This is a genomic window from Virgibacillus natechei, from assembly GCF_026013645.1.
GTDB lineage: Bacteria > Bacillota > Bacilli > Bacillales > Amphibacillaceae > Virgibacillus_L > Virgibacillus_L natechei.
Genome location: NZ_CP110224.1, coordinates 1,368,059 through 1,394,019, shown reverse-complemented (window position 1 = coordinate 1,394,019; position 25,961 = coordinate 1,368,059). Strand labels below are relative to the sequence as shown.

Here is a 25,961-nt window from a genome sequence, read left to right as displayed (position 1 = left end):
TCTATACTTATAAATTCTAGGTTTCTTTTAAAATCCCTTTAAAGTCATGCTAAAAAAGTTGCCGAATTAGAAGCGAGCTCTCCTATATCCCTCACAGCCTTGAATTTAGTAGAAGTTCCGAATCCTAGCGAAGAGATTTGTCACTTAACATACGGGACTTTTTGAACAGCCTCTTTAAATGAATGTTAAAAATCACCATATTATATAGTATATCGAATTGATGCGAATTCATGCTTGCATTTTGTCTGAAGTATTCACCGTTAAAAGACTTATCATTTCTTCATCAGCCTTTAGTGCTTCTTCTATGTTTTTATGGAATTTTATTGGATTTATTTTTGTAAAAGAATGAGGACTTTCCTGTTTGATAATGTTCAGGTTGGCTAATAATCGCAGATATTCTATTATTGGGTTTTCTGGAGCGTGAATTAACGGAACATGATGGGTACTTAGGATTTGTTTACGTAAAAAACTTTCACATGATTTTATGGATATCTGACCACCTATAGGTAATGGGGCTAATAAATCGATGACTAGTCTGCTTTGCCAGTCCCAGGTTGATGTTTTCATTAGGTATTGAGATGAAACTGGTAGGTGAACAATTGATGGTAAGTATTCTAAATGAGTACCCTTTCCATATAACCATTGGTGCCAGGACAGCTCCTTACCGTAAGGATGAAGTGGTTTCAACCGGAATTTTCTTTTTTCACTTTTCCACAATTGGTACAATTCAAATGCTGTAAATCGTTGCTGTTTAAATAGATGCAACAAATGAATTTGGTTCAATGATTTTATATCAAATTTACCAATTGCTTGGCTTGCTTGTGTTAGATGAATATCCTGAATGGTTATAAATTGAAGGGTCTGTGGACAAAAGTAGTACAAAGCAGGAGGAGAAGTAGTAGAGAATTGGTGTATAAATTGCCGTGTAAACTGATCTATTTTTATATGATTATTTGTTTGTCTGTTTAAGCGATTCTCACCCAATATCCATATTGGGGTTATGTTAGCACGTCTATATCCTTTATTACGTTGTGTGACCTGCTCAATCGATATTCTCGCACATTGGTATTCAATAGCAATTCGTTTCTTATTTATAGTCAGCAATAGATCAGGGCGTTGGTCTATTGATGGAATATAGGCTTCTAGTTGCACATTAATATTCTGATACACCAGCCATTGGTATAATAACAACTTACCTTTCGCGTGATATCCCCCTTCCCCTCCCTCGTATGACGGGCAGTTTACAGTGGAACGATGAGCGAAATGAGCAATCATTCTTGTGCCAGCTTTCATAATTACTTGTTGATTACATGCGGGGCAGAAAAATGATGCTTGTTGTTTCTTCAACTCTGCAATATCCACACTTGTCATTGTGGCTAGGGTAACTATTTTTCCATTTAGTGATTTGGCTTGCAACATGTTTAAACCACCTCCAATGAATAGTTATTCGACAGAGATGATTAAAGTCCTGCAAAAATCCATGAGAAAAGATTAGCAGAAAAGAAATTGAAATATTGGAGAGAACATCCAGCGAAACATGCGCTTTGGTATTTCAATCCATATGCACCATGTCCTCCAACATGGTACGGTCAACCTTTTTCCGGTCCATATAAAAACCATTGTTATTATGAACCAGTTGCTGGAACGTGTGATAGTGTATATTGAGTTGTCGTATTTATCCTGGAAAATTGTGAAATGGCCTTGCGCTATATGAATGACTAACAGGAGCAAGGTGAAAAACTTAATTGATTAAAAGGTCTTCAGTATACAGATTATTAGACTTGTATATGAAGGTCTTTTCTTTATGTAGAAATAAAGAAATCAAAAAAACGCCACAAATGTGACGTGTCTTGTACAAATTATTATTAATTATATATTAATGTTGCAGCAAGTTCACCATCACCTGATTGCAATTGAATCATGGCTGCCGCTACATCCCTCACCTTTAGATCTAATGCATAGAAAATCTTATCATACGTTTCGATCGAAAGGTATCAAATCCACCTTCTGCTCGAGAAATTGTTTTTAATCCTATATTTGCTTTCTTAGCAAGTTCTTGTTGAGAATAGCCATACCCCATGCGACGAGCAAAAATAACTTTGGCATATACAGGTGACAAACCTTCTAATGTTTCTTTTAAATCAGAATGACCCCCTTAACATAAACGTCGTCATACCTAAAAGATTTTGTCCTTTTTCATTATTACTCGATCCCTTCTAAATAGTATTCAGAATTTCCCTTTACCTTTTTATACATTTAATAAGTTAAATATCTCATAATATCAGTTTCATCAACCTTTGGAACACGAGTTTTCACAAAACATTTCACAAAAACGTAATTTGAAGAAACATTAACTAATCATTTTTTCCAATTAATTTATTTTAATACCGGATACGTTAACGAGTGTAAAAAGGAAAATAAAAACCAATATAACGTTCACCTCACACCAGAAGCAAGTTTCGCTAAAATACCGTGTCCGACTCCATCCAGAGATCATTATGAGACAATAGTTTATACATACTCGTTTCCTATTTTGAAGTTGGTTTGACGGTCACCTTCTATTATAACGATTGGAGGCTTTTTCTGTCACTACTCTAAAAGTTTCATTTTCACACTCAGATCGTGTAGTTTTAAAAGCATTATTGAAAACAAACGAATGCCTTGAGTTAAACGCCAACTCATTAAAGCTAATAATGAATATATTAAAGTAGATCGAAAATATAGGAGGTGAAATTATATGTCGAGAAAATTTGATAAAGATGGAAACCAAAATTTCAGTTTTTCTAAGACTAATGCTGATGCTGATGCAAAAGCTGACGTCGATTTCGACAGTGACATTCATGTAGATAACGAAAATGATAATGAAAACGAAAATGAATTAAAAAACAAAAATCGTAATTTTAATATTGCGAAGATAACTAAAAGCGGGAATTCTTATGTTGATGTCGATACCGATGAAGACGATGATGACGATGATGACAGAAAAAGAAAAAAACGCTATTAATTAATAATGGTGGGATTATTTTGTCCCACCATTTTTCCTTGAAAGGAGAGGTTAACTTGGAAAATGCAAAAGACAATTTGCGCTCAATAGACTTCAAAAATGATAATCTTTCGACAGTTAGTTATAGCGGTAATTCAGATGTAGATGTTACCGTTGATACTACTCCTATTGCATACGCAATGTTATGTACACTTTTAGCGTCAAAGCAATTCTCTAACAATGAATTTAAAGCTGCTGTAAGAAAACTAGAAGATTTATCACGTAGCGGTAAAAGCCCCTCTATAAGAGAAATGAACGATTTATCACAAGTAAAATTAAATAAAGGACAGTTAAGAAGGTTAAGTTAACCTTCTTAACTTACATAGATGACACCCAGACCATTACTATTAACATTGCATATTTCTAACCACAGCCCCCTAAGCCCAGAGGGATCCTTAGGAGGAGTATTTCATATACTATTTTATTTCACTTGTGGAATGATAGTCTGTTTTTATCAAAGTCTAGAATTTAAACGGTTTTAGGAAAATAATCCCTTGTTGTTTTTTAACCTTTAATATATTATTGGGTAAATCAGAAAAAATCAGAGAAAAGGAGAATCATATTAAGTATGAAGAAGAATTTCGTTTATCTTTTTTGACTGTATCTTTAAGCTTTTTATTAGGAGCTTGTTCGGAACAAACTTCGGAAACAGCTGCACCAAAAGAAGAAAAGACAGATGATGTAAAAGAGGAACAAACCACTAGTACGAAAGAAAATAAAGCAGAAGAGACTGATGCGCAGTGGTCTTATCATGGGGATACAGGGCCTGAACACTGGGGAAAACTAGACAATGCAAACTTAACCTGTCTCAATGGAAGTGAACAATCACCCATTAGTATTGAATCTACCCAAGCAATAGCGAATGAAAAACTAGAAGGAATTCAGATTCAATATGAGCCAACAACATTTTCACTCGTAAACAACGGTCACACAGTTCAAGCTAATGCTGTAACAGAAAGCAACAGCATTGTTATTGAAGGAAATGAGTACAAGCTCGATCAATTTCATTTCCATACTCCCAGTGAACATCAATTTAATGGCCAAAATTATGATATGGAGCTGCACCTAGTACATGAGGATGCAAATGGTAAACTTGCCGTACTAGGATTGATGATAAAAGAAGGAAGAGAAAATGGCAATCTAGCATCCGTTTGGGAAATATTACCGAAGGAAGAAACAGAAAAAGATATTCCCGTAAACGAACCGATTGATTTACAATCGTTACTACCCCAAGATCAAACATCTTTCCATTATAACGGTTCGTTAACGACACCTCCATGTACAGAAGAAGTGCAATGGATCATTTTTGAGCAACCAATCGAAATGTCAAAAGTACAAATTCAAGCATTCCAAGAAATTTTCCCTGACAACTATCGTCCTGTCCAACCTTTAAATGAACGAGAAGTTATTAGGGACTAGATAGGATTTCATTTATACGCTGAAAAGGCATAATCTGTTAGTCATGATGTCCATTCTCACTAACACTTTGTAAGTTCCTTCCTGTTTCTTAACGCTCCGACGACAAAAGATGAAATATCAGTTATATTTAGGTTAGATAAGTAAAACAATTAATACTAAAAGGCCCACATATTTTAGGTAAGCCTAATATATGTGGACTGATTCTATTGCATTTTTCAACAAACGCGCTCCGATTGTTTAAGATGCATTCAACTGATAGACTTTTTATTTTAGCTGTTTTACGGTTGTGTATCTAATCAGAAAAAATATCATCTGCTAAAAACAAAACATTGAGGTTAAATTTTTAGAATGATGTAGTTGAGAAAGGTTCACCCCGCTTTAGAAAACTTGGTTGTCACCAAGCCTTTAAGTGACAACCTTAGTTGCTCTTACGCAGTAAGAAAGTTTTTACACTTACCTGCCAAAAAAAAGACACTCTTTAAGGAGTGCCTAGACTTCAACTGGAAAGTGAGACCTAACCTGAGAAAATGTATCCATTTCAAAGATCCTCTTCCCATATTCATCTAATAAGTGAATGGTTAAATCCGTATCGTTCGCAAATTCAAGAACCTGGCTAATAATATTTTCCTGTAAATTATCATCCAGTAGATCCTGAGAAAATTCCATATATAAATAATAGGCGTCATTATAATGATAAAGGGTTTCTTCCGCACTTTCAGTGAAGTCGGCAAAGTAGTGACTTAATTGTATAACATCTTCGAAATCGTTAAACTTTACAATAATGGATAAGTTGTCTTCTTCTTCCGATTCATTATCATTTTTATCATTTCTTTCCCCATATTTATCCTCTAGAATATTCTCGATCTTCTTATCTACAGGTACATCAACTGTCTCCCCATCCTCTGTTTGGAGTTCAAGGTTTTCCCCATCTTTAGATACCTGAGCTTTTGTAACAACAAACTCTAATCCTTTATCCATCGCCTGTACCTGGATCCATAATGGACCTTCGATCGTAAAATCTTCTTTATAATTTACTTCATCCATCATTTGCCAAAATAATTGTTCGCTTCGTTCGCGATTATACCAAATCTCCTCGCGTTCGAACCCACGATCTTCAAGATCAAGATACGAAATATAAAACTTAACTGTATTTTCATTAATTCTTTCTATTTCCATTTTTAAATTCTCTCCCTTCTATAAATAGTTAGGTGGAAGAGACACCTCACCCTTATCTATAGTGAAATAACTAATCATCTACCATTCATTACCCTAAAGTAAAACGTATCTAACCACTTATTTTCTTATCTCTACTTTTATTGTATGATAGCTGAGTCCTTCTTGGAAATTAATATGCCTATAATTTTATGAATAGTTAATATCATATTGTAAACTATATCGAAGTATTTGTCACCTCATAATTTTTGGAATGCACATTCATCTATAATATAACAAAAACACAGACCTAAAAAAAGTGATCTGCGTTTTCTATTTCTATTTTATATAGTGTTTCGAATGAATTAGTTAACCATTCGCTGTGCCTCACGTAATTGAAATGTACGAACCGTTCTTGGTAAAAATCGACGAATCTCATCTTCATTATACCCAACTTGCAGACGTTTTTCATCTAGAATAATTGGTCTTCTTAACAAACCAGGATTTTGTTGGATCAGATTAAATAAATCTTTTAAAGGTAATTGATCAATATCAACATCCAATTTTTGGAAAACCTTTGAGCGCGTAGAAATTATCTCATCAGTTCCATCTTCGGTCATGCGTAAAATCTCCTTTATTTCGTCCAACGACAATGGCTCGGAAAATATATTCCGTTCTGCAAATGGTATATCATGTTCTTCTAACCATGCTTTTGCTTTTCTACAAGATGTACAACTCGGTGAGGTATAAAGTGTTACCATGAAACGTCACTCCCCATTCTATAGTGGGTATTTTCATCAACATTTGAAAAACTTACTTAGTTTAAAATAAGTTTAATTAACCCTATATGTAAATTATACTACATTTGTCAACTGAAAGGTAGAGTATATCCAAGAAAAATCAAGGTTTTTTCAAATGTTCATGAATTATATACATTTATTTACCTATATGTAATGTACCCCATATCATTTTCAATTAAACCATTTACATGAAAATATTTTTATTAACAATATGTAAACTTGGATAGACAAACCAGAAAAACGTTTGACCTGCAACAGCGTAGAAAATTTGATTTATCGCTAAGTTGTGCTGAAAGCCAAAGCCCACACTTACGACGCACAAGTGTTTTCGGTGGGACGAGCATTTACGCGCAGTCCCAGGACGTGACGGTTTTAGCCAGTGAGCAGTAAGAAAGTTTTATACTTAACATCTGCGAAAACAAACAAGCCTCTTCACAATTAAGAGGCTTGCTTTTTATTATGTTTTTTCTGTTGAGTTTACGGCTTCCAGTATATCTTCAGATTCCCTGTCTTCGTCATAAGTTAATACTTCATCAACTGATTGATACGATCTTCCATATATCTCTTCGTCTTTATACGTATGGATATCCTCGTACATTTTTTTCATCTTTTGAAAAATCAAGTCTTCCGAGTCATCATTTGGAGACCAATATAATATCTCCATAGCCGTTTCCTCATTTGTAGCCAATGAGCGACGATTATAGTCAATAGATTGTGCGTGCGTAAAACCTTCCCTATGATAAAAGTGGAGCCTCTTCTCTGAATCTGTATCATCATAATCTATAGGCTCTACTTCCAAAATAATTGGTTTGTTTTTCTGCTTTAGTTTTTCGATTAATTTGTGACCCATTCCTTGGCCTCTTGTTTTTGATGAAACCCATACATAGTCAATAAATATAAAAGTATCAAATTCAGCAAACATCATTACATGTTGGGCGCTTTCATCTTTGTAGTAAACATCCCCCTTTTCATCTAGAAGCATCTCTAAATGCTTTTTTGATTTCATCTCTTCTATAGGGAAATACTTACTTAACTTTTCATACCAATTCATTGATCTACTCCTCATTTTATCGATTTTTCCCAGTATAACGAATAAGTGACAGTTTGTTAAATGCCATATTAGATCATTTATATTATATAGTGTCCAAATACATTCATTTTCAACCAAAAAAAGCAGATCCCTTTCATTTTAGAAGGGATCTGCTTTTTTTATAAGGTTTCCTAATTATTTTCCAATCATGTAGTCCACGTCTTCTGTATAAACATTTCCTGAATTCCATAACAAGAATTCATCAATTCCATTTTCATATAGCCCTTTAATTTGGGCTTCAATTTCTTCTTTTCCATATTGTTTTGTAGCGCCGCTGTATAGCCATGGTGCTTCAAAATCCTGTAACCATGGCCTTGAAACAGGTGCTTCATCCAGACCATCTAATAATTCATTTTCAACTTTAGCGTATTCAGTTACAACCTGATACGGTTCCTCATCGGGGTTCTCTATACCAAAATAGGAGGTCCAGTGACTTGGATAAATCATCGAAGAAATAACATCTACATTCTCTGATATTTCCGAGAAATTCTGACCAATACCTGGTGTTTCTTCAACCGTAGCAGCATAGCCGAAGATATCTACAGATACATCCACATTATATTCTGCTAACTCTTCTCTGGAATATTTAACAAAATCAGTCACTGCTTCAACGCGGTTCTTAACGTTATCTTTCTCCGAATCCTCATAGTCTCCCAGTGAATATTGAAGGTCTTCATCTCGCGTTTCAAACCCTTCAGGGAAACGTACGTAATCGAATTGAATTTCTTGAAAGCCCATCTCTACAGCCATTCTCGCAATATCCAAATTATATTCCCATACTTCTTTCTCAAATGGATTTACAAATGCTTCCTCTTTATTATTTACCCATACTTCTCCACCTTGAGTAAATGATAAATCAGGGCGCTCCTGCGCTAATACATTATCCTTAAAGACAACAATACGGGCGATTGGGTATATATTATTTTCTTCCAGTACTTCCATCATTGCTTCTGGATCATCAATGAAATTCTTTGCGATGTCTTCATAAGGAGACCCTTCCTCAGGCATAAAAGTTAAATTTCCATTATCTTCTTTAATATCAATTACCATTGTATTTAACTCTGTGGTTTCAATTAAATCCAAAAGGGTTTCAAAGCGATCCCCTCCTGCCGAGTTACCTGTTACATAAATTCCCCTGACTGCATCAGGATACTCAAAATCATAGCCTGAATCATATGTAAAGCGTTGTATGTTTTTATTCGTATCCATTAGTTGAATGTTCGTGTGTCTTTCTTCATGTACACTAGCTGCTTGTACTTCATCTCCACTACTGCTTATCGGTAAACTAATACTTAGCAGGAGAATGCTTATGAATGTAAAAATTGTCAGCTGCTTTTTACCCATAGACTATCAATCTCCAATTCTTATTTTAAATCTATTATATAGCAAATGGACAAGTATTTGAACGAAAAATTTAATATTTTGTCGAATTTTTTATTTCTAATTTTATTGCTTGCTTTATTGTAAACCCTTCTTATATAATTAAAAGACATTTGTATAAAGTAAAACTTCATTCAGTGGGGATTTACTGCCCAACTGCGATATTTTGACGATAAAGATAAAGTGCTTTGCCCATTGATAACTGTAGTATGTTCCATGATTGAACATTCTATTACAGAGAGCTTGTGTGTGAAAACAAGTAACAATGTTTACCGGAATTGGACTTTCGAGCTATTTTTAATGTAAAGTGATCTTACATATTGTAAGGGTAATTAGGCTGGCACCGCGGTTCATTCGTCCCTGGGCAAGGGATAAATGGGCTTTTTTTATACGTTTATGGCTAAACTATATAATAAACAAAGTCTCACATCAGTCTAATCTGCCGCTTTTTTCAAAATAAAAATCAAATAAATGGAGTGAAAATAAAATGAAAACTATCTTTTCAGGCATTCAGCCGAGTGGTACATTGACAATTGGAAATTACTTAGGTGCCATGCAGCAATTTGTCCAATTACAGGACGATTACCAGTGTTACTTTTGTATTGTTGATGAGCACGCCGTTACAGTACCTCAAGATCGTCTAAAATTAAGAAATAACATTCGATCACTCGCTGCATTATACTTAGCATCAGGAATAGATCCTAAGAAATCGACGTTGTTTATCCAATCAGAGGTACCTGCACATACGCAATTGGGCTGGATGCTCCAGTCGATTAGTTATATCGGCGAATTGGAAAGAATGACGCAATTCAAAGATAAAGCAACTGGTAAGGAAACAGTGTCATCAGGCTTATTAACTTATCCTTCCTTAATGGCTGCTGACATCCTTCTTTACAAAACAGACATAGTACCTGTTGGGGATGATCAAAAACAACATTTGGAACTTACAAGGAATTTAGCCCAGCGTTTCAACCATAAATTCAATGACATTTTCACCCTTCCAGAGATACGAATTCCAAAAGTTGGGGCACGTATTATGTCGCTGCAGGATCCAACTAAAAAGATGAGTAAATCAGATGAACATGAGAAAGGCTTTATATCCATGCTAGATGAACCGAAAAAGATTGAAAAAAAGATAAAAAGTGCTGTTACTGATTCAGACGGCATTGTTGAATTCGATAAGGAGAATAAGCCTGGAGTTACAAACCTATTGACTATTTACTCAAGTTGTACAGGAGAATCTGTAGAGTCCCTCGAATTAAAATATAAGGATAAGGGGTATGGTGAGTTTAAGCAAGGTGTAGCAAATGCTGTCATTGATGTTTTAAAACCAATTCAGGATAAATATGATGCGCTAATTGATTCTCAAGAATTAGATGATATTTTAGATCAAGGTACAGAAAAAGCAACGATAACTGCAAATAAAACAGTTGCAAAAGCTAAAAAAGCTATGGGACTCGGACGAGTTATTAAGAAAAAGTAAATGCAGCGAGGCTAATTAGCCTCGCTGCATTTACTTTTTGTTTCATTATTTTTGTGTCGATGTATTTTTTTCCTGGTTGTTTTCCGTCTCGTAGATCTTTTCAAGGAAGGGCTGTCCCTTAATTAGTTTCGCACATAATTCTTCATGTGCTACGCTCCACCCTTGTTTCACACCACTATACAGTGCGTCCCACACTTTGTCTTCATCCATAAATCGAATGAATGGATAATTTTTTGGATCCCATTCTGTGAGCCAATACCTTAACTCTTTCAGGTTATTCGCTGTTCTTAACTGATCAAGCCCCATCATTAGCAAATGCTTCAATTGACGTTCCCTTCTCGTTAAACCAAAAACCAATTCTGGTGCCATTGATAGCATATGGTATTCTTTTTCATAAGCAGCGCCATTGAATTTAAACGATTGAGGTTTCTTATTTTCAATCATATCGAATACGAGCTGTTCCTGCCTAGGTATTAACCTGCTCTTACGAATTGGAACTTGATAGCCAATTGTGTCAACAGCCAGTATCTCTTTCCCATCCGTAATAACGCATGCATAGTCTAATACGGACCTTTCTTGTCCTTTACGGCTATACGCACGCCGATAAATCGTATCGAGCATCGCTATTGGCAGATCATCCATATCATTTTCAATATAATCAAATAAGTCATCTGTTATGTACAAAAGTGGTACCTGATCCAGCAACTCAATCTTGTCGGATTTGCGCCATTCATGAAAATAACAGACGCTATAACCGTTTTCTTCTCCTTCAAACCAATTCACCCAAACATCATGCAAATATAACATAAACAACCCTCACTTTTTGAACTCAACTTAGGATACATTATGACCATCATGTTAAAAAAATATTCGAATGAAGTAAAAATTAAGCGGTTATTTAAAGGTCGCCCACGTTTTACTAGTCTGTTTACAGGGTTGAAACATAATTTCTTGAATAATATGTTTTTCTTCTACAAATAAGTCTTTTTCATGAGTTCTTCAGAAAAAATTTTTAGGCATTCGGTATATTACAAATACCATGATTAATATTCCAATTGGCAAGAAATAACATTCAATTCGGTTCGCTATAAATGTAAAATACTCCATCCATGATAGGCCAGCCGGTAGAAAATTCATGTATGCAATAATTGTCACGCCACCTGAAACAGCAATTCCAAAACCTGTTAAAAACAAAAATATATATACCATCATTATCCCGTCCCCGCTTGTCCATATCTATTATTCTATTTTATGCTTGTACAATTAATAAAATGAATGGATGTTTATATTTTACGGGGGATGTAGTAGATATCTTTCCACGAACAAAAGCGCAAGCGCCCGTTTAGCAACGTACAAACTGCGCCCGCGCATCGCGGGTGGTTCAACGTTGCCACGCAAAGTGGCGGTTTTAGTTGAACTTCCACCCCGCAATGAGATAAAGGAAACACGACGAACGAAGTGAGTCGATGTTGACTTTCACCACAAGGGTATAAGTGCGACTTTACTTCTGCCTACGCCTGCCGGCTTGGCAATCAGTAAGTCTTCTTTATCGTAGTGGAGGAGTGTGAAGTTTGATAGTTGCTGGAGCTGGACGAGGCTATTCCAGTGTATAAGTTATCCACAGCTTTTAAATTCTATAGTTTCCAATGCACTAAAAAAGAAACTGAGCTGTGTTAACAGCAACTCAGTTTCTTTCATCAACTTATCTTATGGATGTTTTCTAAAAAATTGGGACGAGTAAGCGCAGTCCCAATACTTACGAAATGTGCCTTTCCTATTTATACTTTTTAAATACAAGTGAAACATTATGTCCACCAAATCCGAAAGAGTTACTCAACACAACATCTACATTTTGATTTCTTGATTCATTTGGTACGTAATCAAGATCACAATCCGGGTCAGGCGTTTCGTAATTGATTGTTGCTGGTACTGTACTTTCTATTATGGCTTTTAATGAGATAATAGCTTCAACACTACCACCAGCACCAAGTAAATGTCCCGTCATTGATTTTGTAGAAGATACGGCTAACTTGTACGCATGGTCTCCAAAAACACTTTTGATAGCTACTGTTTCAAACTTATCATTTAGCGCTGTACTTGTACCATGTGCATTAATATAATCAACTTCTTCAGCTGTAATCCCCGCATCATCCATGGCATGCTGCATGGCACGCGCAGCTCCTTCGCCATTTTCCGCTGGGGCTGTAATATGATAAGCATCACCTGTTGCACCATATCCAACAATTTCACCATAAATATGTGCGCCTCGCTCTAAAGCTGTTTCCAGTGATTCCAGGATTAATAATCCAGCACCTTCTCCCATTACAAAACCATCACGATCTTTATCAAAAGGGCGACTTGCTTGCTTCGGATTTTCATCATTTAGAGACAAGGCTTTTGCTGAAGAAAAACCCGCAAATGCCATATTGGAAATCGGAGCTTCTGTTCCTCCTGCAATCATGTAATCAACATCACCACGTTGCACGGATTTAAAAGCATCTCCTATCGAATTAGCACCTGAAGCACATGCCGTTACACTACAGGAATTAATTCCTTTTGCACCTAATTGAATAGACACCTGTCCTGCCGCCATATCTGGAATCATCATTGGAACGAAAAATGGGCTCACACGTTTATAACCCTTTTCATTAAATTTTGTATGCTGGTCTTCATATGTTTTCATGCCACCAATCCCAGAACCAATCCAGACACCGACACGATTTGCATTACTTTCATCTATTGTCAAATTAGCATCTTTCACTGCCATTTTTGCTGCGGCTACTGCATACTGTGCAAATGGATCCATTTTTCTTGCATCTTTCTTTTCCATATAGGTTGTTGGTTCAAAGTCTTTTACTTCTGCGGCAATCTGTGCGGGGAATTCCTCTCGATTAACCTTTGTTACAAAATCAACACCTGATTTTCCTGCTACAATACTTTCCCACATCGTCGTAACATCATTACCAACTGGTGTCACTGCTCCTAGCCCTGTTATAACTACTCTTCTGTCTCCCATAAGGTTATCCTCCCTATTACGATTATTGATCTATTGTCCCCACTTCAAGGCGATTGCGCCCCATGTCAAACCACCGCCGAACCCGACTAGTACGATTAAATCATTATCTTTTATTTTACCATCTTTAACAGCCTCTGATAAGGCAATCGGAATTGAAGCAGATGAATTATTGCCATATTTTTTAATCGATGTAGCCATTTTTTCTTCGGAAATTCCTAAGCGCTCTCGGGCTGCTTCCATTATCCTTATATTTGCTTGATGTGGTATTAAATAATCGACATCCTCTTTATTATAGTCCGCTTTTTCGATAACATTTACAGCCGATTCAGGCATTTGCCTCACCGCAAATTTAAACACTTCCCGGCCATTCATTTGAAGGTGATCCGCTTCATCCTGGTATAATTGTTTACCACCAGTACCATCTGCACCTAACTCAAACGATAAGATCCCCTTATCATCTGAAACATTACCAATAACAGCTGCACCTGCCCCGTCACCGAATAATACACAGGTATTGCGATCAGACCAGTCCGTAATTTTAGAAAGTTTCTCAACTCCAATGACCAATACATTTTTATATACCTTTGTTTCAACAAATTGTTTAGCTGTTACCATACCATACATAAAACCTGTACATGCTGCACTTATATCCATTGCTGCAGCTTTTTTAGCGCCTAACCTTTCCTGTAACATACAGGAGACGGACGGAAAAGGCGTGTCAGGTGTAACGGTCGCAACCAATATTAAGTCGATATCTTCTGCTTTAACATTCGCTTCTTCCAATGCATTTTCAGCAGCAAAATAAGCCATATCCGACGAATCTGTGTCATCATCTGCAATTCTTCTTTCTTCTATTCCAGTTCTTGTTCGAATCCATTCATCATTTGTATCTACTATTTTTTCCAAGTCTTTGTTTGTAACTACTTTTGGTGGAACAAAATGTCCAGTACCTAATACTCCTACACTCATTTTTCCATCCCCTTATATACGTAATATTATTAGTAATTATTATGACTTGGTACTAATAATAATGTATATTTTTATATAAGGCAAGAAAAAACCGATGTTTTAATCGCATCAGTTTCTTTCCTGTTGATTTGGTAATACGCCGTCTTCCTTATATTCTTCCACCAGTTCATTTACATATTCTTGATACGCTTCAGGGACATCTGGACTATATTGTCCCAATGAAACTAAATCATCCTGAAAATCAAATGCCATTATATTTCCCTCTAGTGATCCTTCATGGAATTTTTGAGCTACTAACTCGTACAGGGAATCTACATGTTGAATGGTACTAGTTAATACAGTGGGTTCATCTATTTCTGATTGATCAGATACATAGCCAATTGCATATAAGTCATCACCTTTGGCTAGCTCTATTATAGCTTGATTGAATGAATCACCAATCGGGTAAAAAACATCTACTTCATCATTTCGCATATTTTCATATATTTGCGGAATAGTACTTGTTTCATTATATTTGTTGCTAAATTCTATTTGTACAACCGCTGTGGGGTTTTCATAGTTCACGCCTTCATAAAAACCTTCAATTTCTGGTTGCCATTCGTAAGCAGCCATCATTCCAATTTGATCTGTTTCTGTCATTTTACCAGCCAACATACCCGCGAAAAATCCCATAGCATGTGAATTGAAATTTAAACTTGTCACGTTCTCATCAACATATCCACCATTAAAATAGACAAAGTGGACATCTGGATAAGTGGAAGCTATTTCTGCAAAATGTCCTCCATAACTATTGCTATGACCAAAAATAAGATTAACCCCATCATTCACAAATTCATCTACTACTTCCATCGTTTCTTGCTCTGTTGTTACATGTTCCTCAGAAAATACATTTACATCATAAATCTCACCTATATTTTGTAACCCTTCGTATCCCTTTTCCGCCCATGGATTATCATCTATGGAGCCATCCATGAGCATACCTACATTTTGTATGTTCCCCGTATCAAAATAGTTACTACATCCAGATAGTATGATTATTCCAAGGCTTGTTAGTAGTATCATCCGTATTTTTTTTAGCATCATGCACTCCAATCCAAGTTCGAATAGCTACTCCAATTATATCGATTCACTAAATTAACAACAAATCATAACCCTGTTACATTTTATTAACATTCGTGAAAGCTTTTATACAAATGATAGTGTTCGAGAACATTTTCCAAGTTTTCTTCTATAGGTCTATTGTCACTAATATAAATAGAACTTTCAAGTTTAACATTCTTTTTCACCTTGTTTCTTACCGACTCTACATCCATACTGGACGGTAAATATTCCGCTTTTAACCATTGCAATAATCCATTGGTAAAATCTTTAATGTAGATCGCTTCTGTTTTGAAATAGTTTGAATCAAACGTAATACGTTCATTATTTCTATAAAGACCATGCTCATCCATCGGCATCCATTCCCCAAAAAGTAATGGGGCCTTTATTGTCACTTCATTGTCTTTCTGTTCATGAATGGCATTAATAATCAATGTACGATCTGATTGAATACTAGCTAGTTGATTACCAATGCTTATTGCTGTGTCATAATTTTTCTTTACATCCGGACCCACAAATTCAAACGAACTATTTCTTCCTAAAAACATGGATAAGTTCTTATTTTCATCACCTATCCCATTAACTGTATAATTAGCTAGAAGCAGGTCATTCACAATATGAAATCCGATCCAATGATTGCAGTTATCGACTAGTATGGTCATGAGTATCTCCCCCTTATATTTAAAGAAGTAAATAAATACTTTAATTTTATAAATTCATTTGCTAAACTATATGAGAATGTATTTAATAAAATGTAAGTAATAGCAGATTAAAAAAAGATACAAAGTAGAAGATGAGGTGTAAATAATGCGTTACATAATGACAATAGTATGGGCTATCATAATTAGTACTGTCCTATCCTATGTTCTAACAAGTATGGAAGGTGAACCATTCGTTCTTTCAGAGGCACTTATTCTTGGAGTTATCTTTTCAATCATCGTAATTGTCTTGGGAGAATTTGTATTAAAAGAAAAAAAAGAACAGTAAAAGTTAGGAAACCCTTGCCTTTTGGGTTGATAGGCAAGGGTTTCACTTTTGGCAATTCTACGGTACTAATACCAAGGCAATACACTTAGTGCCGTTAGTGCAGCTAGCGGTAAGATAAGTCTTTGGAATCTTCTTGGTGGATACGCACCGTAACCAGGGGGCCCGTAGCCTGGATAACCATAACCTGGTGATCCATATCCAGGATAACCATAACCGTATCCAGATTGACGATCCATATGTTGATGAGGGTTAGGCTGCGTTGCCTCACTACCACCCAAAGGTACTGCAATATAAACATACTCGTCATCTAAACCGGTAACAATACCATCTATCTTGGAACCATCGACCGTTTCAACAAGTACATAAGAATGCATATGACTTTTACATAATTCGTATATATGATGATAATCATGATTCATTTCATTCATCGCCTCCTCACATTCTAGCCTATTCACATCGTTGGTGTAAGGTGACTTGTATGTAATGAAAATATCTATAAAGAAGGTGAAAATGTATTGGATATAATGACAGATCTGTGGACGTTGATATCTTATTTATTTTTAGGGTTATTTCAAGGATTCTCTGAACCAATTCCCATTTCTTCAAGTGGACATCTTGTTATATTAAGAGAGCTTCTTGGAATTGAAATTGAGGGGTTGTCTTTTGAAATATTAGTTAATTTTGGATCGCTTATCGCTGTATTGCTTGTTTTTCGAAATGACATTATTCGTCTAATCAAAAATGGATTCCTTTATTTGACCAAAAAAGAAGCAGATGCAAAGGCGGATTTTCAATTTATTCTATTCCTTATCATTGCAACAATTCCTACGGGGATATTGGGCTTATTATTTGAGGACTTCATTAGTGAAAAACTCAGTGGGGTAGCTGTGGTAGGATACACATTGCTTATTACTGGTGCTGCCCTGTGGGCTATTCGTAATTTACGTGGAAGAAAAAGTGATGGTGAACTGACGGTTAAGGATGCACTTATCGTTGGATTCTCTCAGGCAGTTGCATTAATTCCTGGAATCAGCCGCTCGGGCGCTACCATTGTTGCAGCAATGCTTGTAGGGATGAAAAAGGAAACCGCATTGCGTTTTTCGTTCCTCCTCTATATTCCGGTCAGTCTTGGAATAACGGTGTTATCCATAACGGATATTATAAACGATCCGAACATTGACACTTTGATCATTCCTTATTTGATCGCATTTATGGCTGCCATCATAGCATCATTCTTTGCTTTGAAATGGTTTATTCACATCATGGCAAAAGGAAAATTAGGATATTTCGCCATCTATTGCTTCATCGTTGGTATACTGGTTATCCTATTTTTATAAAGGAAAACTTTATTCAGCGGGAGTTACGTACTAGTGTTGCCGTTACGACACTGGTCTCGGTGGGACGAGCCGTATTTAGTCGACCTGCCCGTTAAACTGCGATAGAAGAAACAAAAACAGCAAACTATTCTGCTGTTTTTGTTTTTTCTTATTTATTCATTGCTTTTGCTTTCTTTCCTCGCGCATTGCTTTAGGAATGTAAACACAATATGGTTCACTTTCCATATAGTCCCCCGTAACATTATATGCTCTGGACCTGGAACCACCACACACATGACGAAACTCACACACGCCACACTTTCCTTTATATTTATCTGGACTGCGTAAATTTTGAAACACTTCCGATTCTCGGTAAATCGTTGCCAGTGGTGTTTGGCGTACATTTCCTGCTTTTATGGGTAATAAACCACTTGGAAATACATCCCCTGTATGAGAAATAAATACAAATCCATTGCCATCGTTCACCCCTTTTGGCGCACGGCCTAGCCCATCAATTTGATCGATTTTACCACTCATTAATGCATCCTCATAGAATATATTTTCCTTATCGCTTTTCCCTTTTTGTTCACGTATTTTACTTTGAATAACAACACGGCGGTAATGTTGTGCCGCAGTGGTTTTTATATCAAACGGCACCCGTTTCGATAATTTATAAAGCCAGCGCAGAACGCGCTCGTGCTCTGCTGGTGATATCATATCCGATTCTTTCCCTCTCCCTGTTGGGACAAGGAAAAACACACTCCATAATACGCAGTCAAGCTTTTCAACCATCGCAGCCATCTCATCTAAGTACTCATAATTATAGTTGGATATAACCGTATTGATTTGTAACGGCATTTCTAATTCATTTAAATAATTGATGGCATTCATTGTTAAATCAAATGACCCCTCTGTACCACGAAAATGATCATGTACTTCCTTACAATGACCATCAATACTGAATGCCCATCTGGCAAGACCTACATCTTTTGCTTTTTTCATTGCTTCTTTTGTTACATTCGGGGTAGCTGATGGTGTCATCGATACACGTACACCTTTTTGTACAGCATATTCAGCAATATCAAACACATCTTGACGCTCTAAAGGATCTCCACCTGTAAAAACAAGCATTGGATTATTCATTTCATATATATCATCGATTAGTTTTTGACCTTCTTCAAATGTCAATTCTAAGGGATGCCGATGATGTTGCGCCTCTGCACGGCAATGCAGGCATTTTAATTGGCAAGCACGAGTCAATTCCCAAATGACAATAAACGGATCTTGATTATAATCGCGAGATAACATAGTAGCCCTCCTCAAAAGTCTACTTAAATTGTAATACGTCCTTCTTCATGAGGTAGTGATATTGGTCACTTCCCTGTACTTTGTTACTGTTTGTACAACTGTATAGCAGGAAATTATATAGCTGGACGTGACGATTTTAGCACAAATAGGATTTTTTATATTTCCAATTTGCCAAAAATAACCCTTGAAAATGTCTTCAAGGGTATAGTAGTGCCTTATTTTTTTCCGATAGCTACTCGCCAAAGATTCGGACCTTCTTTAAGATACTCCCATGTAAATGTACCTTCTCCTCTTTCCATCATGAATTGATAATGCAATGGTTTTGGGTCATGGTCGTTTGATAGGTGCTTGAAGTGTAGCGGAATAGTCTATATCATTCATCACGTGTCCACCTGATTGTTCATATTGTTTACTATGAGTGAATTATAAATGTAAAATAACGGAAAAGAAGTGATGTAAAGCACATCGTGTTAGAATAGTACTAACATGGACTAGTAGAAAGGGATATCCAAATGAAATCACAATCAATACAAGAGCTTTTACAACGTTTCCCATTGTTCAAAGATCTGACAGACTTTGAGATGGAACCAATAATTGATTTAGCTAAAAATCGAGTTTATCGACAAAAAACCCATATTTTTATGCAAGGTGACCCATTAACGAATGTTTATTTTATCCATCAAGGAAAAATAAAAATATATAAAACAGACTTTCAAGGAAGAGAGCAAATTGTAAATGTGCTACAAGGTGGCGACATGTTTCCACATCAAGGTTTCTTTCGTAAGGATGACTATCCAGCACATGCTGAGGTTTTAGAAGAAGCTACTTTAATCTACATTCCAATCCATTCTTTTGAAAACTTTCTTATTACACATCCAGAGATCAGTGTAAAGTTATTAAGTGTTTTAGGAGATATCATTGTTGACTTACAAAGTCGCCTTGAAGAGAAGATTTTGCGGAATACGTATGAACAAATTATTTTGCTCTTATTACGCCTATCAAAAAGTTACGGGAAAGAAACGGAGAAGGATAAAATTCATTTAACCACACATTTTACCAATAGAGAATTGGCAAATATGATTGGGTCCAGTCGCGAAACAGTAAGCCGGACATTAACAAATCTTAAAAAGAACAACTTTTTCACCACAGACAAAGCTGGCTTTATGATTTTAGATACAGATGCACTGGAAGATGAGTTATTTTAAGGAATAGAATTTTGGGTAGTCACTCGTTAATAGGGGATTCTTAGTTTTATGCTCTCCTATCTGCAAAAAAAAATGAGGTAGACATCCTTTGACGTCTACCTCTGAATGTAAATCAATCTGGGATACCTAAAGCAATTTTAGCATAACGAGACATTTTATCTTTGCCCCATGGTGGATCCCAAACAATATTAACATCTACATCTTTTGCTTCAGGAATATCTTCAAGTGCACCTCTGACATCTTGTTCAATGTGTCCTGCTAGTGGACAGCCCATTGCTGTTAACGTCATGGTTACTGTAGCTAAGCCTTCATCATTTAATTCTACATCATATATTAATCCAAGGTTAACAATATCAATTCCTAACTCTGGGTCGATTACATTCTCAAGTGCACCCATCATATTTTCTTTTAAAGCTTCATCCATTATCTTAACCTCCCTCGTATTATCCTTACCTACATTTAAACACAATTTTACAGATTTTTAAATGATTTAAATCACTTATGGATGTCTTTTAATAAATTAAGAATTAAGAAGCTACGTTTCTAATGAAGATGAAGACATCATAGATGCTTGTCAAACCATTTTACCGTTTCCAGAATGGCGGGTCGACTTACTTTATGACCTTGATTTGCTTCCTTTAAAAATTGAATGTTATCCGGGTTTTTATATAGTTTCTTCACTTCTTCATAAAATGTATACGAATGATCAAATGGCACGACAGCATCACTTTCACCATGCCAGAATAATAGTGGCCTGTCCTTTAGCTTATCTGTTTGTGTGGATATATCATACAGTTTTAGCTGTTCATATAGCTGATCAATCATTTCTTCGGTAATAGGAAGTTCCCCCATTTCCCTAAAGCTTGAAACCAATGTTTGGGCATATGTCGCGATTTTTGGTGATCCCATCAATACGGCAGAAACTTTAATCCAGGAATATTGCGTTAGAGCTGCAGACGTCGTAATACCTCCCATACTCGTTCCAGCCACACCAAATCGGTCATTTAAAATCAAACCTTTTTCATCAAAGTAATCTTTAATTACTTGAAGCTCTTCAACATTTTTCATGACAATATCCCAAAACGAAATTTGCATTTTAGTTGATGAAATTTCTGTCTCACGTTCTCCGTGATATTTGCTATCTGGAAGCACGACGCGATATCCCTTATCAGCCAGTAAGTATGCTAAAGGTAAATTAATTTCCTTTGAACTTGTGAACCCATGGAAATAGGTGAGGATAGGTAATGCTTTATTTTCTTTTTCCGTATCAACCACAACTAATCCTGGTATTGTATTTATATTTTCCTCATAAACTCCAATCATTTTTATGTCCCCTAATTATCAGTTATTTTATATATCTATTTTATTTCGTTCATGAACAAGCTGTCAATTGATACATTGCTTTACATATCTGAACTTCCCTTATAAACTGTTGAGATACGAGGTGAATTTAATGAAAAAACATTTAATTGCATTAGATCTAGATGGAACGCTTTTAACAGATAATAAAGAGATTAGTTCTTATACAAAACAAATCGTACTAAAAGCTGCGGAAGAAGGACATATTATTGTTATAGCAACTGGAAGACCACATCGCGCCAGCATTAATTATTACCATAATCTTGGGCTTAATACACCAATGGTTAATTTTAACGGGGCGCTACTCCATCACCCGACCGATCAAAAATGGGATGCCCTTCATAATCCAATGCCTATGCGCACCGCGCACAAGATTATTGATGCTTGTTTCGACTTGAATGTTCATAACATGTTGGCAGAAGTAATGGATGATGTTTATCTCGATCAATACGATGAAAAAATTATTCAGATCTTTCAAGAAACCCAAAATGATCCACCGTTTACAATTGGCAATATAAAACATAATTTACAGGAAGATCCTACTTCTTTACTCATTCATCCAAAAGAGGATCACATCCATCAGTTAAGAAGGCATCTGAATGATTACCACGCTGAACTTATCGAACACCGAAAATGGGGCGCACCATGGAACATCATTGAAATTGTAAAAAAAGGCATGAATAAAGCAGTTGGATTGCAAAAAGTCGCTTACTACTATGATATCCCAGCAGAAAGAATTATTGCATTTGGCGATGAAGACAATGACCTGGAAATGATTGAATATGCCGGTGTTGGTGTAGCCATGGGCAATGCCATTGACGAGTTACAATCCATTGCTAAACATGTTACAGATACAAATGAACAAGATGGAATCGGCATTTTTCTGAAAGAGTATTTAAAGCTATAATACGTTTTAATCCGTATATTACCATCTATAAAATTACACGATAAAAACCATACTACTTGTGAACGTTATAAACGTTCACTTTTTTGTTGAACTTCCAGTACAGAAAACGACACATTGCAATGTAGCATACTGTGTTGCCTTTTCCAAGGAGGGAATCATCATGGGAAAACAGAGTAAGTCAAAACGATTTAGTCAACAAAGCGCTGATTCTGTAAAAAAACATGACGAACGATTTCCTTACAGATCTCGTTTCTCGGATAAAGAGCGAAAACGTGAGGAAGCCGACAATCATACTGTAGGAGGGTTTTAGTTGGCAAATAACCTATTTCAACAAGCAAAAGACGCTGTGAATGCATTTCGAAATGGTAATGAAAATACTAACCAACAAGATAAGCAAGCTGCTCAAAATGCAATTCAATCTGCTTACGATGGTGCAACTCCCGAAGAACAACAAAAATTACAACAACTGGAGCAACAACTGAAGCAACAAAATCAGTTAAGCTAACCTTTTCTTTTGCTATAGTAATTACCAATTCATTCTTGTGATGAAGAGGATTTACCTTAAAGCAAATGAACTACCCTCATACTTTAATATGAGGGTAGTTCAATTATATACATAATTCCTTTTTTCTTTTATGCATTTCTGATATTATAAGGATGATACTTATATGAGGAGGTTTACATTATGGCAGTTCATGTTGAAGCTACCCCAAATCCAAATGCATTAAAGTTCACATCTGATAAATTGATTTTCGAAGGTACAAACAGCATTTCTGTTATGCCTGGAGACACTAGTGAGCATGAAATCATGAATGAATTGATGCAGCTTGACGGTGTCGACAACGTTTTTGGCTACCAGAATTTCATTACAATAAATAAGCAATTTGACGCTGAATGGGACAATGTATCACCTAAAGTTACAGAAGTTATGGATAAGCACGGGTATTAAGTACATAACTTCAGGCTCGCAACTTGCCTGATTATAAAATAAGAAACAAGAAGAGGCCAAGCTGAGCATATCCAGTCTGGCCTCTTTCTTTTTTCATTTAAACTTACTTTTTTTAATCTTTTCGAAAGACGCCAAATATACCAGTTGTTTGAACAATGTTTGTAAAAGCTTTTGGATCAACTTCACCAATAATACGTTCCAGGTCATATAATTCATAACGGGTTATGACAAGATACAACATGTTTTGATCTGTATTCGTATAAGCACCTTTTGCAGGTAAAATGGTGATACCTCGAACCATGGTCTTATGAATTTCATGCTGCAATTCCACTGCTTTATGTGTAACGATCATTGCAGTAAGTTTATCATGTCTTGTATGAAGTGCATCGATAACACGTGTTGTTACGTATAACGTTAATAATGTATAAAGCGCATTTTCTGGCTCATAAAACATCCCAGCAAAAGCTATGATAACAGCATTTAACATTAAAAAATAATTTCCAATTGGTTTGTCTTTCATTCTGGATAATAGCATGGCAACAATATCCATACCACCAGTTGATGCACCTAATTTTAAGGTGAGTCCAACACCAGCACCAGCAAGTACACCACCAAAAACTGCATTTAAAATAATATCCTCTGAAAATGCAATTATTGGAATGAACTCCAATGCTAAAGTGGTAAAGAGAACAGAAATAAGACTATAAACAGTAAAACCTTTTCCTACCTTGAACCAGCCTAGTAAAAGTACAGGAACGTTAAATAGAAACAATAGTATACCTGTTGTAATCCCTATTCCTAAGAAATCATTAAATACACTAGCTGTTAGCTGGGCTGCCCCTGTAAAACCACTAGCGTATACGTTAGCACCGATTAGAAAGAAATTGAGTGACATGGCATTCAATATGGCGCCAAATATAACAATCGCAATCCGTTTTGACTCAAAAATAAACATAGGGTCCTCCTTGTTCTATATGTAAATATTATTAATTAATCAAAGTATTTTATACTATTATTAAAATTGATTAAATATACTTTGACTATCCTAGCCCATAGCTTTAAACTAAAAGAAATACGAATAAAATTATGAATGTAGGTGAAAAAATGAATACTAAAATTCTAGCTGACTCTGCAAGTGATTTATCAAAGGATCATTATAACGAATATGACATCGAAATGGTACCTTTAACTGTTCATTTGAATGAAAAAGAATATAAAGATGTAATAGATATTAATCCAAAAACGGTTTATGATGCGATGAGGGAAGGAAAAGGCACAAAAACATCACAAGTATCTCCAGAAACCTTTAAAGCTATTTTTACATCCTATGCTCAAGAAAATCAACCATTAGTATACGTAGCTTTCTCATCTGAATTATCTGGCACCTATCAAACGGCAAAATTAATGGAGACTGAAGTTAAAGATGAATTTCCTGATGCACCCTTACATGTAATCGACTCAAAATGCGCCTCCATTGGCTATGGTTTAGTCGTTCTACATGTTGCCAAGCTAGCCAAAAATGGTGCTAGCACCGATGAAATTATCGAAGCAGCAACCTATCAAGCAGAACATATGGAACATATTTTCACCGTGGATGATTTAGAATATCTGCTCCGTGGCGGACGTGTAAGTAAAACGGCAGCATTCGTTGGTACACTATTAAAAATCAAACCGATCCTCCATGTCGAGAATGGAAAACTAGTTCCACTTGAAAAAGTTAGAGGATCAAAAAAACTATTTCCTAGAATGCTTGAAATCATGCAAGACCGAGGTACTGACTTCCAAAATCAAACCATTGGTATTAGCCATGGTGATGACGTCGAAAGAGCTGAACAATTAGCCGAAATGATCAAAGAAAAGTTCAATCCCAAGGAAGTCGTTATTGAAATGGTAGGATCGGTCATCGGTGCCCATGCAGGTCCTGGAACAATCGCACTTTTTTTCCTTAATAAACCTAATAAATAAGTAACCAATACTGATTCACGTTTTTTCCTAGCAGATAGGAAACCAACATGGCTCCGCTTCGCGGATCCATCATTTACTTTCCTATCTGCGAACAAAAATTCACAATTCTATATACGAGCGAGGAATATGTATATGCTTCCTTTAATTGATATAAACTAAACACTTTATTCCATTCTACCATCATTCTCCATCTAATTACCTTGTCTATCAAACATAACCACCCTCTAAAAATAAATAATAGGTATAATGAGGAGCGCACTATCATATATTTCTTAAAAAGGTTGTACGAAGACTATTTTGAGGGGGATTAGCATGCTAATGAATGAAATAATGGACGCATACGAACAAGAAAAAAAACGATCACCTAAGACAACAAACGACTTACTGGATTTTTATCAGAACAAATATATTACTGGTGATATTAACATTAATTATTACCAAAGGATCTACCACTGCCTACGTGAAAAAGGCGCAATATCAGCACATGAATATGCTTGATATAGGAAAGTGGGGGG

At 35.9% G+C, this 25,961-nt stretch carries 29 protein-coding genes and 2 pseudogenes; 14 read left to right on the top strand and 17 right to left on the bottom strand.

Annotated features, from left to right (window positions below; translation table 11 throughout):
- Positions 1-228: 228 nt before the first annotated feature.
- Complete coding sequence (locus OLD84_RS07375) at positions 229-1,419, bottom strand: competence protein CoiA (protein WP_209462258.1); 1,191 nt, start codon at positions 1,417-1,419, stop codon at positions 229-231.
- A gap of 51 nt (positions 1,420-1,470) precedes the next feature.
- Here OLD84_RS07375 and OLD84_RS07370 point away from each other — a divergent pair.
- From OLD84_RS07370 to OLD84_RS07355, 4 genes and pseudogenes are all read left to right on the top strand, one after another.
- Positions 1,471-1,665, top strand: a pseudogene (locus tag OLD84_RS07370) (cell wall hydrolase); the annotation flags it as partial.
- 1,072 nt (positions 1,666-2,737) lie between these two features.
- On the top strand, positions 2,738-3,004 hold the full coding sequence (locus OLD84_RS07365) for a hypothetical protein (RefSeq protein ID WP_209462257.1): 267 nt from the start codon (positions 2,738-2,740) through the stop codon (positions 3,002-3,004).
- Between the two features lie 56 nt (positions 3,005-3,060).
- Complete coding sequence (locus tag OLD84_RS07360) at positions 3,061-3,351, top strand: hypothetical protein (protein ID WP_209462256.1); 291 nt, start codon at positions 3,061-3,063, stop codon at positions 3,349-3,351.
- A gap of 253 nt (positions 3,352-3,604) precedes the next feature.
- Positions 3,605-4,462: a carbonic anhydrase gene (locus OLD84_RS07355; protein ID WP_209462382.1), complete on the top strand. Its 858-nt coding sequence runs from the start codon at positions 3,605-3,607 to the stop codon at positions 4,460-4,462.
- A gap of 489 nt (positions 4,463-4,951) precedes the next feature.
- Here OLD84_RS07355 and mecA read toward each other — a convergent pair whose 3' ends face one another.
- The 4 genes from mecA to OLD84_RS07335 form a co-directional block, all read right to left on the bottom strand.
- Positions 4,952-5,638 carry an adaptor protein MecA gene (mecA, locus tag OLD84_RS07350; protein WP_209462255.1) on the bottom strand — a complete coding sequence of 229 codons (687 nt, stop codon included), beginning with the start codon at positions 5,636-5,638 and terminating at the stop codon, positions 4,952-4,954.
- Positions 5,639-5,979: 341 nt separating this feature from the next.
- Positions 5,980-6,375, bottom strand: a complete 396-nt coding sequence (spxA, locus tag OLD84_RS07345) for a transcriptional regulator SpxA (protein WP_209462254.1) — start codon at positions 6,373-6,375, stop codon at positions 5,980-5,982.
- A gap of 496 nt (positions 6,376-6,871) precedes the next feature.
- A complete protein-coding gene (locus tag OLD84_RS07340) occupies positions 6,872-7,465 on the bottom strand; it encodes a GNAT family N-acetyltransferase (RefSeq protein ID WP_209462253.1) in 594 nt (197 codons plus the stop codon).
- A gap of 174 nt (positions 7,466-7,639) precedes the next feature.
- Positions 7,640-8,848 carry a putative glycoside hydrolase gene (locus tag OLD84_RS07335; protein WP_209462252.1) on the bottom strand — a complete coding sequence of 403 codons (1,209 nt, stop codon included), beginning with the start codon at positions 8,846-8,848 and terminating at the stop codon, positions 7,640-7,642.
- A gap of 523 nt (positions 8,849-9,371) precedes the next feature.
- On the opposite strand from OLD84_RS07335, the gene trpS reads away from it, so the two are divergent.
- A complete protein-coding gene (gene trpS / locus OLD84_RS07330) occupies positions 9,372-10,367 on the top strand; it encodes a tryptophan--tRNA ligase (RefSeq protein WP_209462251.1) in 996 nt (331 codons plus the stop codon).
- Positions 10,368-10,412: 45 nt separating this feature from the next.
- Here the strand turns inward: trpS and OLD84_RS07325 are convergent, their stop codons facing one another.
- The 6 genes from OLD84_RS07325 to OLD84_RS07300 all read right to left on the bottom strand — a co-directional run bounded on the left by OLD84_RS07325 (position 10,413) and on the right by OLD84_RS07300 (position 16,112).
- Positions 10,413-11,174 carry a YjbA family protein gene (locus OLD84_RS07325; protein ID WP_209462250.1) on the bottom strand — a complete coding sequence of 254 codons (762 nt, stop codon included), beginning with the start codon at positions 11,172-11,174 and terminating at the stop codon, positions 10,413-10,415.
- A 192-nt stretch (positions 11,175-11,366) separates the two neighbouring features.
- Positions 11,367-11,576, bottom strand: a complete 210-nt coding sequence (locus tag OLD84_RS07320) for a YuzI family membrane protein (RefSeq protein ID WP_209462381.1) — start codon at positions 11,574-11,576, stop codon at positions 11,367-11,369.
- Positions 11,577-12,141: 565 nt separating this feature from the next.
- On the bottom strand, positions 12,142-13,383 hold the full coding sequence (gene fabF, locus OLD84_RS07315; RefSeq protein WP_209462249.1) for a beta-ketoacyl-ACP synthase II: 1,242 nt from the start codon (positions 13,381-13,383) through the stop codon (positions 12,142-12,144).
- A 30-nt stretch (positions 13,384-13,413) separates the two neighbouring features.
- Positions 13,414-14,352, bottom strand: coding sequence for a beta-ketoacyl-ACP synthase III (locus tag OLD84_RS07310; RefSeq protein WP_209462248.1), 939 nt, complete (start codon positions 14,350-14,352; stop codon positions 13,414-13,416).
- A 108-nt stretch (positions 14,353-14,460) separates the two neighbouring features.
- Positions 14,461-15,435, bottom strand: coding sequence for a BMP family ABC transporter substrate-binding protein (locus OLD84_RS07305; RefSeq protein WP_245301487.1), 975 nt, complete (start codon positions 15,433-15,435; stop codon positions 14,461-14,463).
- A gap of 83 nt (positions 15,436-15,518) precedes the next feature.
- On the bottom strand, positions 15,519-16,112 hold the full coding sequence (locus tag OLD84_RS07300) for a hypothetical protein (protein ID WP_209462247.1): 594 nt from the start codon (positions 16,110-16,112) through the stop codon (positions 15,519-15,521).
- Positions 16,113-16,257: 145 nt separating this feature from the next.
- On the opposite strand from OLD84_RS07300, the gene OLD84_RS07295 reads away from it, so the two are divergent.
- Complete coding sequence (locus OLD84_RS07295; protein WP_209462246.1) at positions 16,258-16,437, top strand: YjzD family protein; 180 nt, start codon at positions 16,258-16,260, stop codon at positions 16,435-16,437.
- A gap of 65 nt (positions 16,438-16,502) precedes the next feature.
- On the opposite strand, the gene OLD84_RS07290 is transcribed toward OLD84_RS07295, so the two are convergent.
- A complete protein-coding gene (locus OLD84_RS07290) occupies positions 16,503-16,856 on the bottom strand; it encodes a hypothetical protein (protein ID WP_209462245.1) in 354 nt (117 codons plus the stop codon).
- A gap of 105 nt (positions 16,857-16,961) precedes the next feature.
- Between OLD84_RS07290 and OLD84_RS07285 the strand changes: the two genes are divergently transcribed.
- Positions 16,962-17,774: an undecaprenyl-diphosphate phosphatase gene (locus OLD84_RS07285; RefSeq protein ID WP_209462379.1), complete on the top strand. Its 813-nt coding sequence runs from the start codon at positions 16,962-16,964 to the stop codon at positions 17,772-17,774.
- A 156-nt stretch (positions 17,775-17,930) separates the two neighbouring features.
- Here the strand turns inward: OLD84_RS07285 and OLD84_RS07280 are convergent, their stop codons facing one another.
- Entirely contained in the window at positions 17,931-19,061 is a 1,131-nt protein-coding gene (locus OLD84_RS07280; RefSeq protein WP_209462244.1) for a TIGR04053 family radical SAM/SPASM domain-containing protein, read from the bottom strand.
- A 215-nt stretch (positions 19,062-19,276) separates the two neighbouring features.
- Positions 19,277-19,405, bottom strand: a pseudogene (locus OLD84_RS07275) (DUF2249 domain-containing protein); the annotation flags it as partial.
- Positions 19,406-19,573: 168 nt separating this feature from the next.
- Between OLD84_RS07275 and OLD84_RS07270 the strand changes: the two are divergent.
- Positions 19,574-20,266 (top strand): Crp/Fnr family transcriptional regulator, encoded by a 693-nt coding sequence (locus tag OLD84_RS07270; protein ID WP_209462243.1) that lies wholly within the window; start codon positions 19,574-19,576, stop codon positions 20,264-20,266.
- A gap of 112 nt (positions 20,267-20,378) precedes the next feature.
- On the opposite strand, the gene OLD84_RS07265 is transcribed toward OLD84_RS07270, so the two are convergent.
- Both OLD84_RS07265 and OLD84_RS07260 read right to left on the bottom strand, forming a co-directional pair.
- Complete coding sequence (locus OLD84_RS07265) at positions 20,379-20,690, bottom strand: metal-sulfur cluster assembly factor (protein WP_209462242.1); 312 nt, start codon at positions 20,688-20,690, stop codon at positions 20,379-20,381.
- Between the two features lie 137 nt (positions 20,691-20,827).
- Positions 20,828-21,589 (bottom strand): alpha/beta fold hydrolase, encoded by a 762-nt coding sequence (locus OLD84_RS07260; RefSeq protein ID WP_209462241.1) that lies wholly within the window; start codon positions 21,587-21,589, stop codon positions 20,828-20,830.
- A 130-nt stretch (positions 21,590-21,719) separates the two neighbouring features.
- Between OLD84_RS07260 and OLD84_RS07255 the strand changes: the two genes are divergently transcribed.
- From OLD84_RS07255 to OLD84_RS07240, 4 genes are all read left to right on the top strand, one after another.
- Positions 21,720-22,532 carry a Cof-type HAD-IIB family hydrolase gene (locus tag OLD84_RS07255; protein ID WP_209462240.1) on the top strand — a complete coding sequence of 271 codons (813 nt, stop codon included), beginning with the start codon at positions 21,720-21,722 and terminating at the stop codon, positions 22,530-22,532.
- A gap of 160 nt (positions 22,533-22,692) precedes the next feature.
- On the top strand, positions 22,693-22,842 hold the full coding sequence (locus tag OLD84_RS07250; protein ID WP_209462239.1) for a hypothetical protein: 150 nt from the start codon (positions 22,693-22,695) through the stop codon (positions 22,840-22,842).
- Entirely contained in the window at positions 22,843-23,037 is a 195-nt protein-coding gene (locus tag OLD84_RS07245; protein WP_209462238.1) for a DUF3813 family protein, read from the top strand.
- A 180-nt stretch (positions 23,038-23,217) separates the two neighbouring features.
- Positions 23,218-23,481, top strand: a complete 264-nt coding sequence (locus OLD84_RS07240; protein ID WP_209462237.1) for a NifU N-terminal domain-containing protein — start codon at positions 23,218-23,220, stop codon at positions 23,479-23,481.
- A 112-nt stretch (positions 23,482-23,593) separates the two neighbouring features.
- Here the strand turns inward: OLD84_RS07240 and OLD84_RS07235 are convergent, their stop codons facing one another.
- Positions 23,594-24,436, bottom strand: coding sequence for a YitT family protein (locus OLD84_RS07235; protein WP_209462236.1), 843 nt, complete (start codon positions 24,434-24,436; stop codon positions 23,594-23,596).
- A gap of 149 nt (positions 24,437-24,585) precedes the next feature.
- On the opposite strand from OLD84_RS07235, the gene OLD84_RS07230 reads away from it, so the two are divergent.
- Both OLD84_RS07230 and yppF read left to right on the top strand, forming a co-directional pair.
- Positions 24,586-25,446, top strand: a complete 861-nt coding sequence (locus OLD84_RS07230; protein ID WP_209462235.1) for a DegV family protein — start codon at positions 24,586-24,588, stop codon at positions 25,444-25,446.
- A gap of 312 nt (positions 25,447-25,758) precedes the next feature.
- Positions 25,759-25,944, top strand: coding sequence for a YppF family protein (gene yppF / locus OLD84_RS07225; RefSeq protein WP_209462234.1), 186 nt, complete (start codon positions 25,759-25,761; stop codon positions 25,942-25,944).
- The last annotated feature ends 17 nt before the right edge of the window (positions 25,945-25,961 follow it).

What these genes read in the sequence shown, in the direction of transcription:
- trpS (WP_209462251.1), top strand. Translation starts at nt 9,372, where the DNA reads ATGAAAACTATCTTTTCAGGCATTCAGCCGAGTGGTACATTGACAATT.
- OLD84_RS07295 (WP_209462246.1), top strand. Translation starts at nt 16,258, where the DNA reads ATGCGTTACATAATGACAATAGTATGGGCTATCATAATTAGTACTGTC.
- OLD84_RS07280 (WP_209462244.1), bottom strand. Translation starts at nt 19,061, where the DNA reads ATGTTATCTCGCGATTATAATCAAGATCCGTTTATTGTCATTTGGGAA.
- fabF (WP_209462249.1), bottom strand. Translation starts at nt 13,383, where the DNA reads ATGGGAGACAGAAGAGTAGTTATAACAGGGCTAGGAGCAGTGACACCA.
- OLD84_RS07320 (WP_209462381.1), bottom strand. Translation starts at nt 11,576, where the DNA reads ATGGTATATATATTTTTGTTTTTAACAGGTTTTGGAATTGCTGTTTCA.
- yppF (WP_209462234.1), top strand. Translation starts at nt 25,759, where the DNA reads ATGCTAATGAATGAAATAATGGACGCATACGAACAAGAAAAAAAACGA.
- OLD84_RS07285 (WP_209462379.1), top strand. Translation starts at nt 16,962, where the DNA reads ATGACAGATCTGTGGACGTTGATATCTTATTTATTTTTAGGGTTATTT.
- OLD84_RS07300 (WP_209462247.1), bottom strand. Translation starts at nt 16,112, where the DNA reads ATGACCATACTAGTCGATAACTGCAATCATTGGATCGGATTTCATATT.
- mecA (WP_209462255.1), bottom strand. Translation starts at nt 5,638, where the DNA reads ATGGAAATAGAAAGAATTAATGAAAATACAGTTAAGTTTTATATTTCG.
- OLD84_RS07375 (WP_209462258.1), bottom strand. Translation starts at nt 1,419, where the DNA reads ATGTTGCAAGCCAAATCACTAAATGGAAAAATAGTTACCCTAGCCACA.
- OLD84_RS07270 (WP_209462243.1), top strand. Translation starts at nt 19,574, where the DNA reads ATGAAATCACAATCAATACAAGAGCTTTTACAACGTTTCCCATTGTTC.
- OLD84_RS07335 (WP_209462252.1), bottom strand. Translation starts at nt 8,848, where the DNA reads ATGGGTAAAAAGCAGCTGACAATTTTTACATTCATAAGCATTCTCCTG.
- OLD84_RS07260 (WP_209462241.1), bottom strand. Translation starts at nt 21,589, where the DNA reads ATGATTGGAGTTTATGAGGAAAATATAAATACAATACCAGGATTAGTT.
- OLD84_RS07325 (WP_209462250.1), bottom strand. Translation starts at nt 11,174, where the DNA reads ATGTTATATTTGCATGATGTTTGGGTGAATTGGTTTGAAGGAGAAGAA.
- OLD84_RS07265 (WP_209462242.1), bottom strand. Translation starts at nt 20,690, where the DNA reads ATGGATGAAGCTTTAAAAGAAAATATGATGGGTGCACTTGAGAATGTA.
- OLD84_RS07365 (WP_209462257.1), top strand. Translation starts at nt 2,738, where the DNA reads ATGTCGAGAAAATTTGATAAAGATGGAAACCAAAATTTCAGTTTTTCT.
- OLD84_RS07290 (WP_209462245.1), bottom strand. Translation starts at nt 16,856, where the DNA reads ATGAATCATGATTATCATCATATATACGAATTATGTAAAAGTCATATG.
- OLD84_RS07235 (WP_209462236.1), bottom strand. Translation starts at nt 24,436, where the DNA reads ATGTTTATTTTTGAGTCAAAACGGATTGCGATTGTTATATTTGGCGCC.
- spxA (WP_209462254.1), bottom strand. Translation starts at nt 6,375, where the DNA reads ATGGTAACACTTTATACCTCACCGAGTTGTACATCTTGTAGAAAAGCA.
- OLD84_RS07255 (WP_209462240.1), top strand. Translation starts at nt 21,720, where the DNA reads ATGAAAAAACATTTAATTGCATTAGATCTAGATGGAACGCTTTTAACA.
- OLD84_RS07250 (WP_209462239.1), top strand. Translation starts at nt 22,693, where the DNA reads ATGGGAAAACAGAGTAAGTCAAAACGATTTAGTCAACAAAGCGCTGAT.
- OLD84_RS07310 (WP_209462248.1), bottom strand. Translation starts at nt 14,352, where the DNA reads ATGAGTGTAGGAGTATTAGGTACTGGACATTTTGTTCCACCAAAAGTA.
- OLD84_RS07240 (WP_209462237.1), top strand. Translation starts at nt 23,218, where the DNA reads ATGGCAGTTCATGTTGAAGCTACCCCAAATCCAAATGCATTAAAGTTC.
- OLD84_RS07230 (WP_209462235.1), top strand. Translation starts at nt 24,586, where the DNA reads ATGAATACTAAAATTCTAGCTGACTCTGCAAGTGATTTATCAAAGGAT.
- OLD84_RS07305 (WP_245301487.1), bottom strand. Translation starts at nt 15,435, where the DNA reads ATGATGCTAAAAAAAATACGGATGATACTACTAACAAGCCTTGGAATA.
- OLD84_RS07340 (WP_209462253.1), bottom strand. Translation starts at nt 7,465, where the DNA reads ATGAATTGGTATGAAAAGTTAAGTAAGTATTTCCCTATAGAAGAGATG.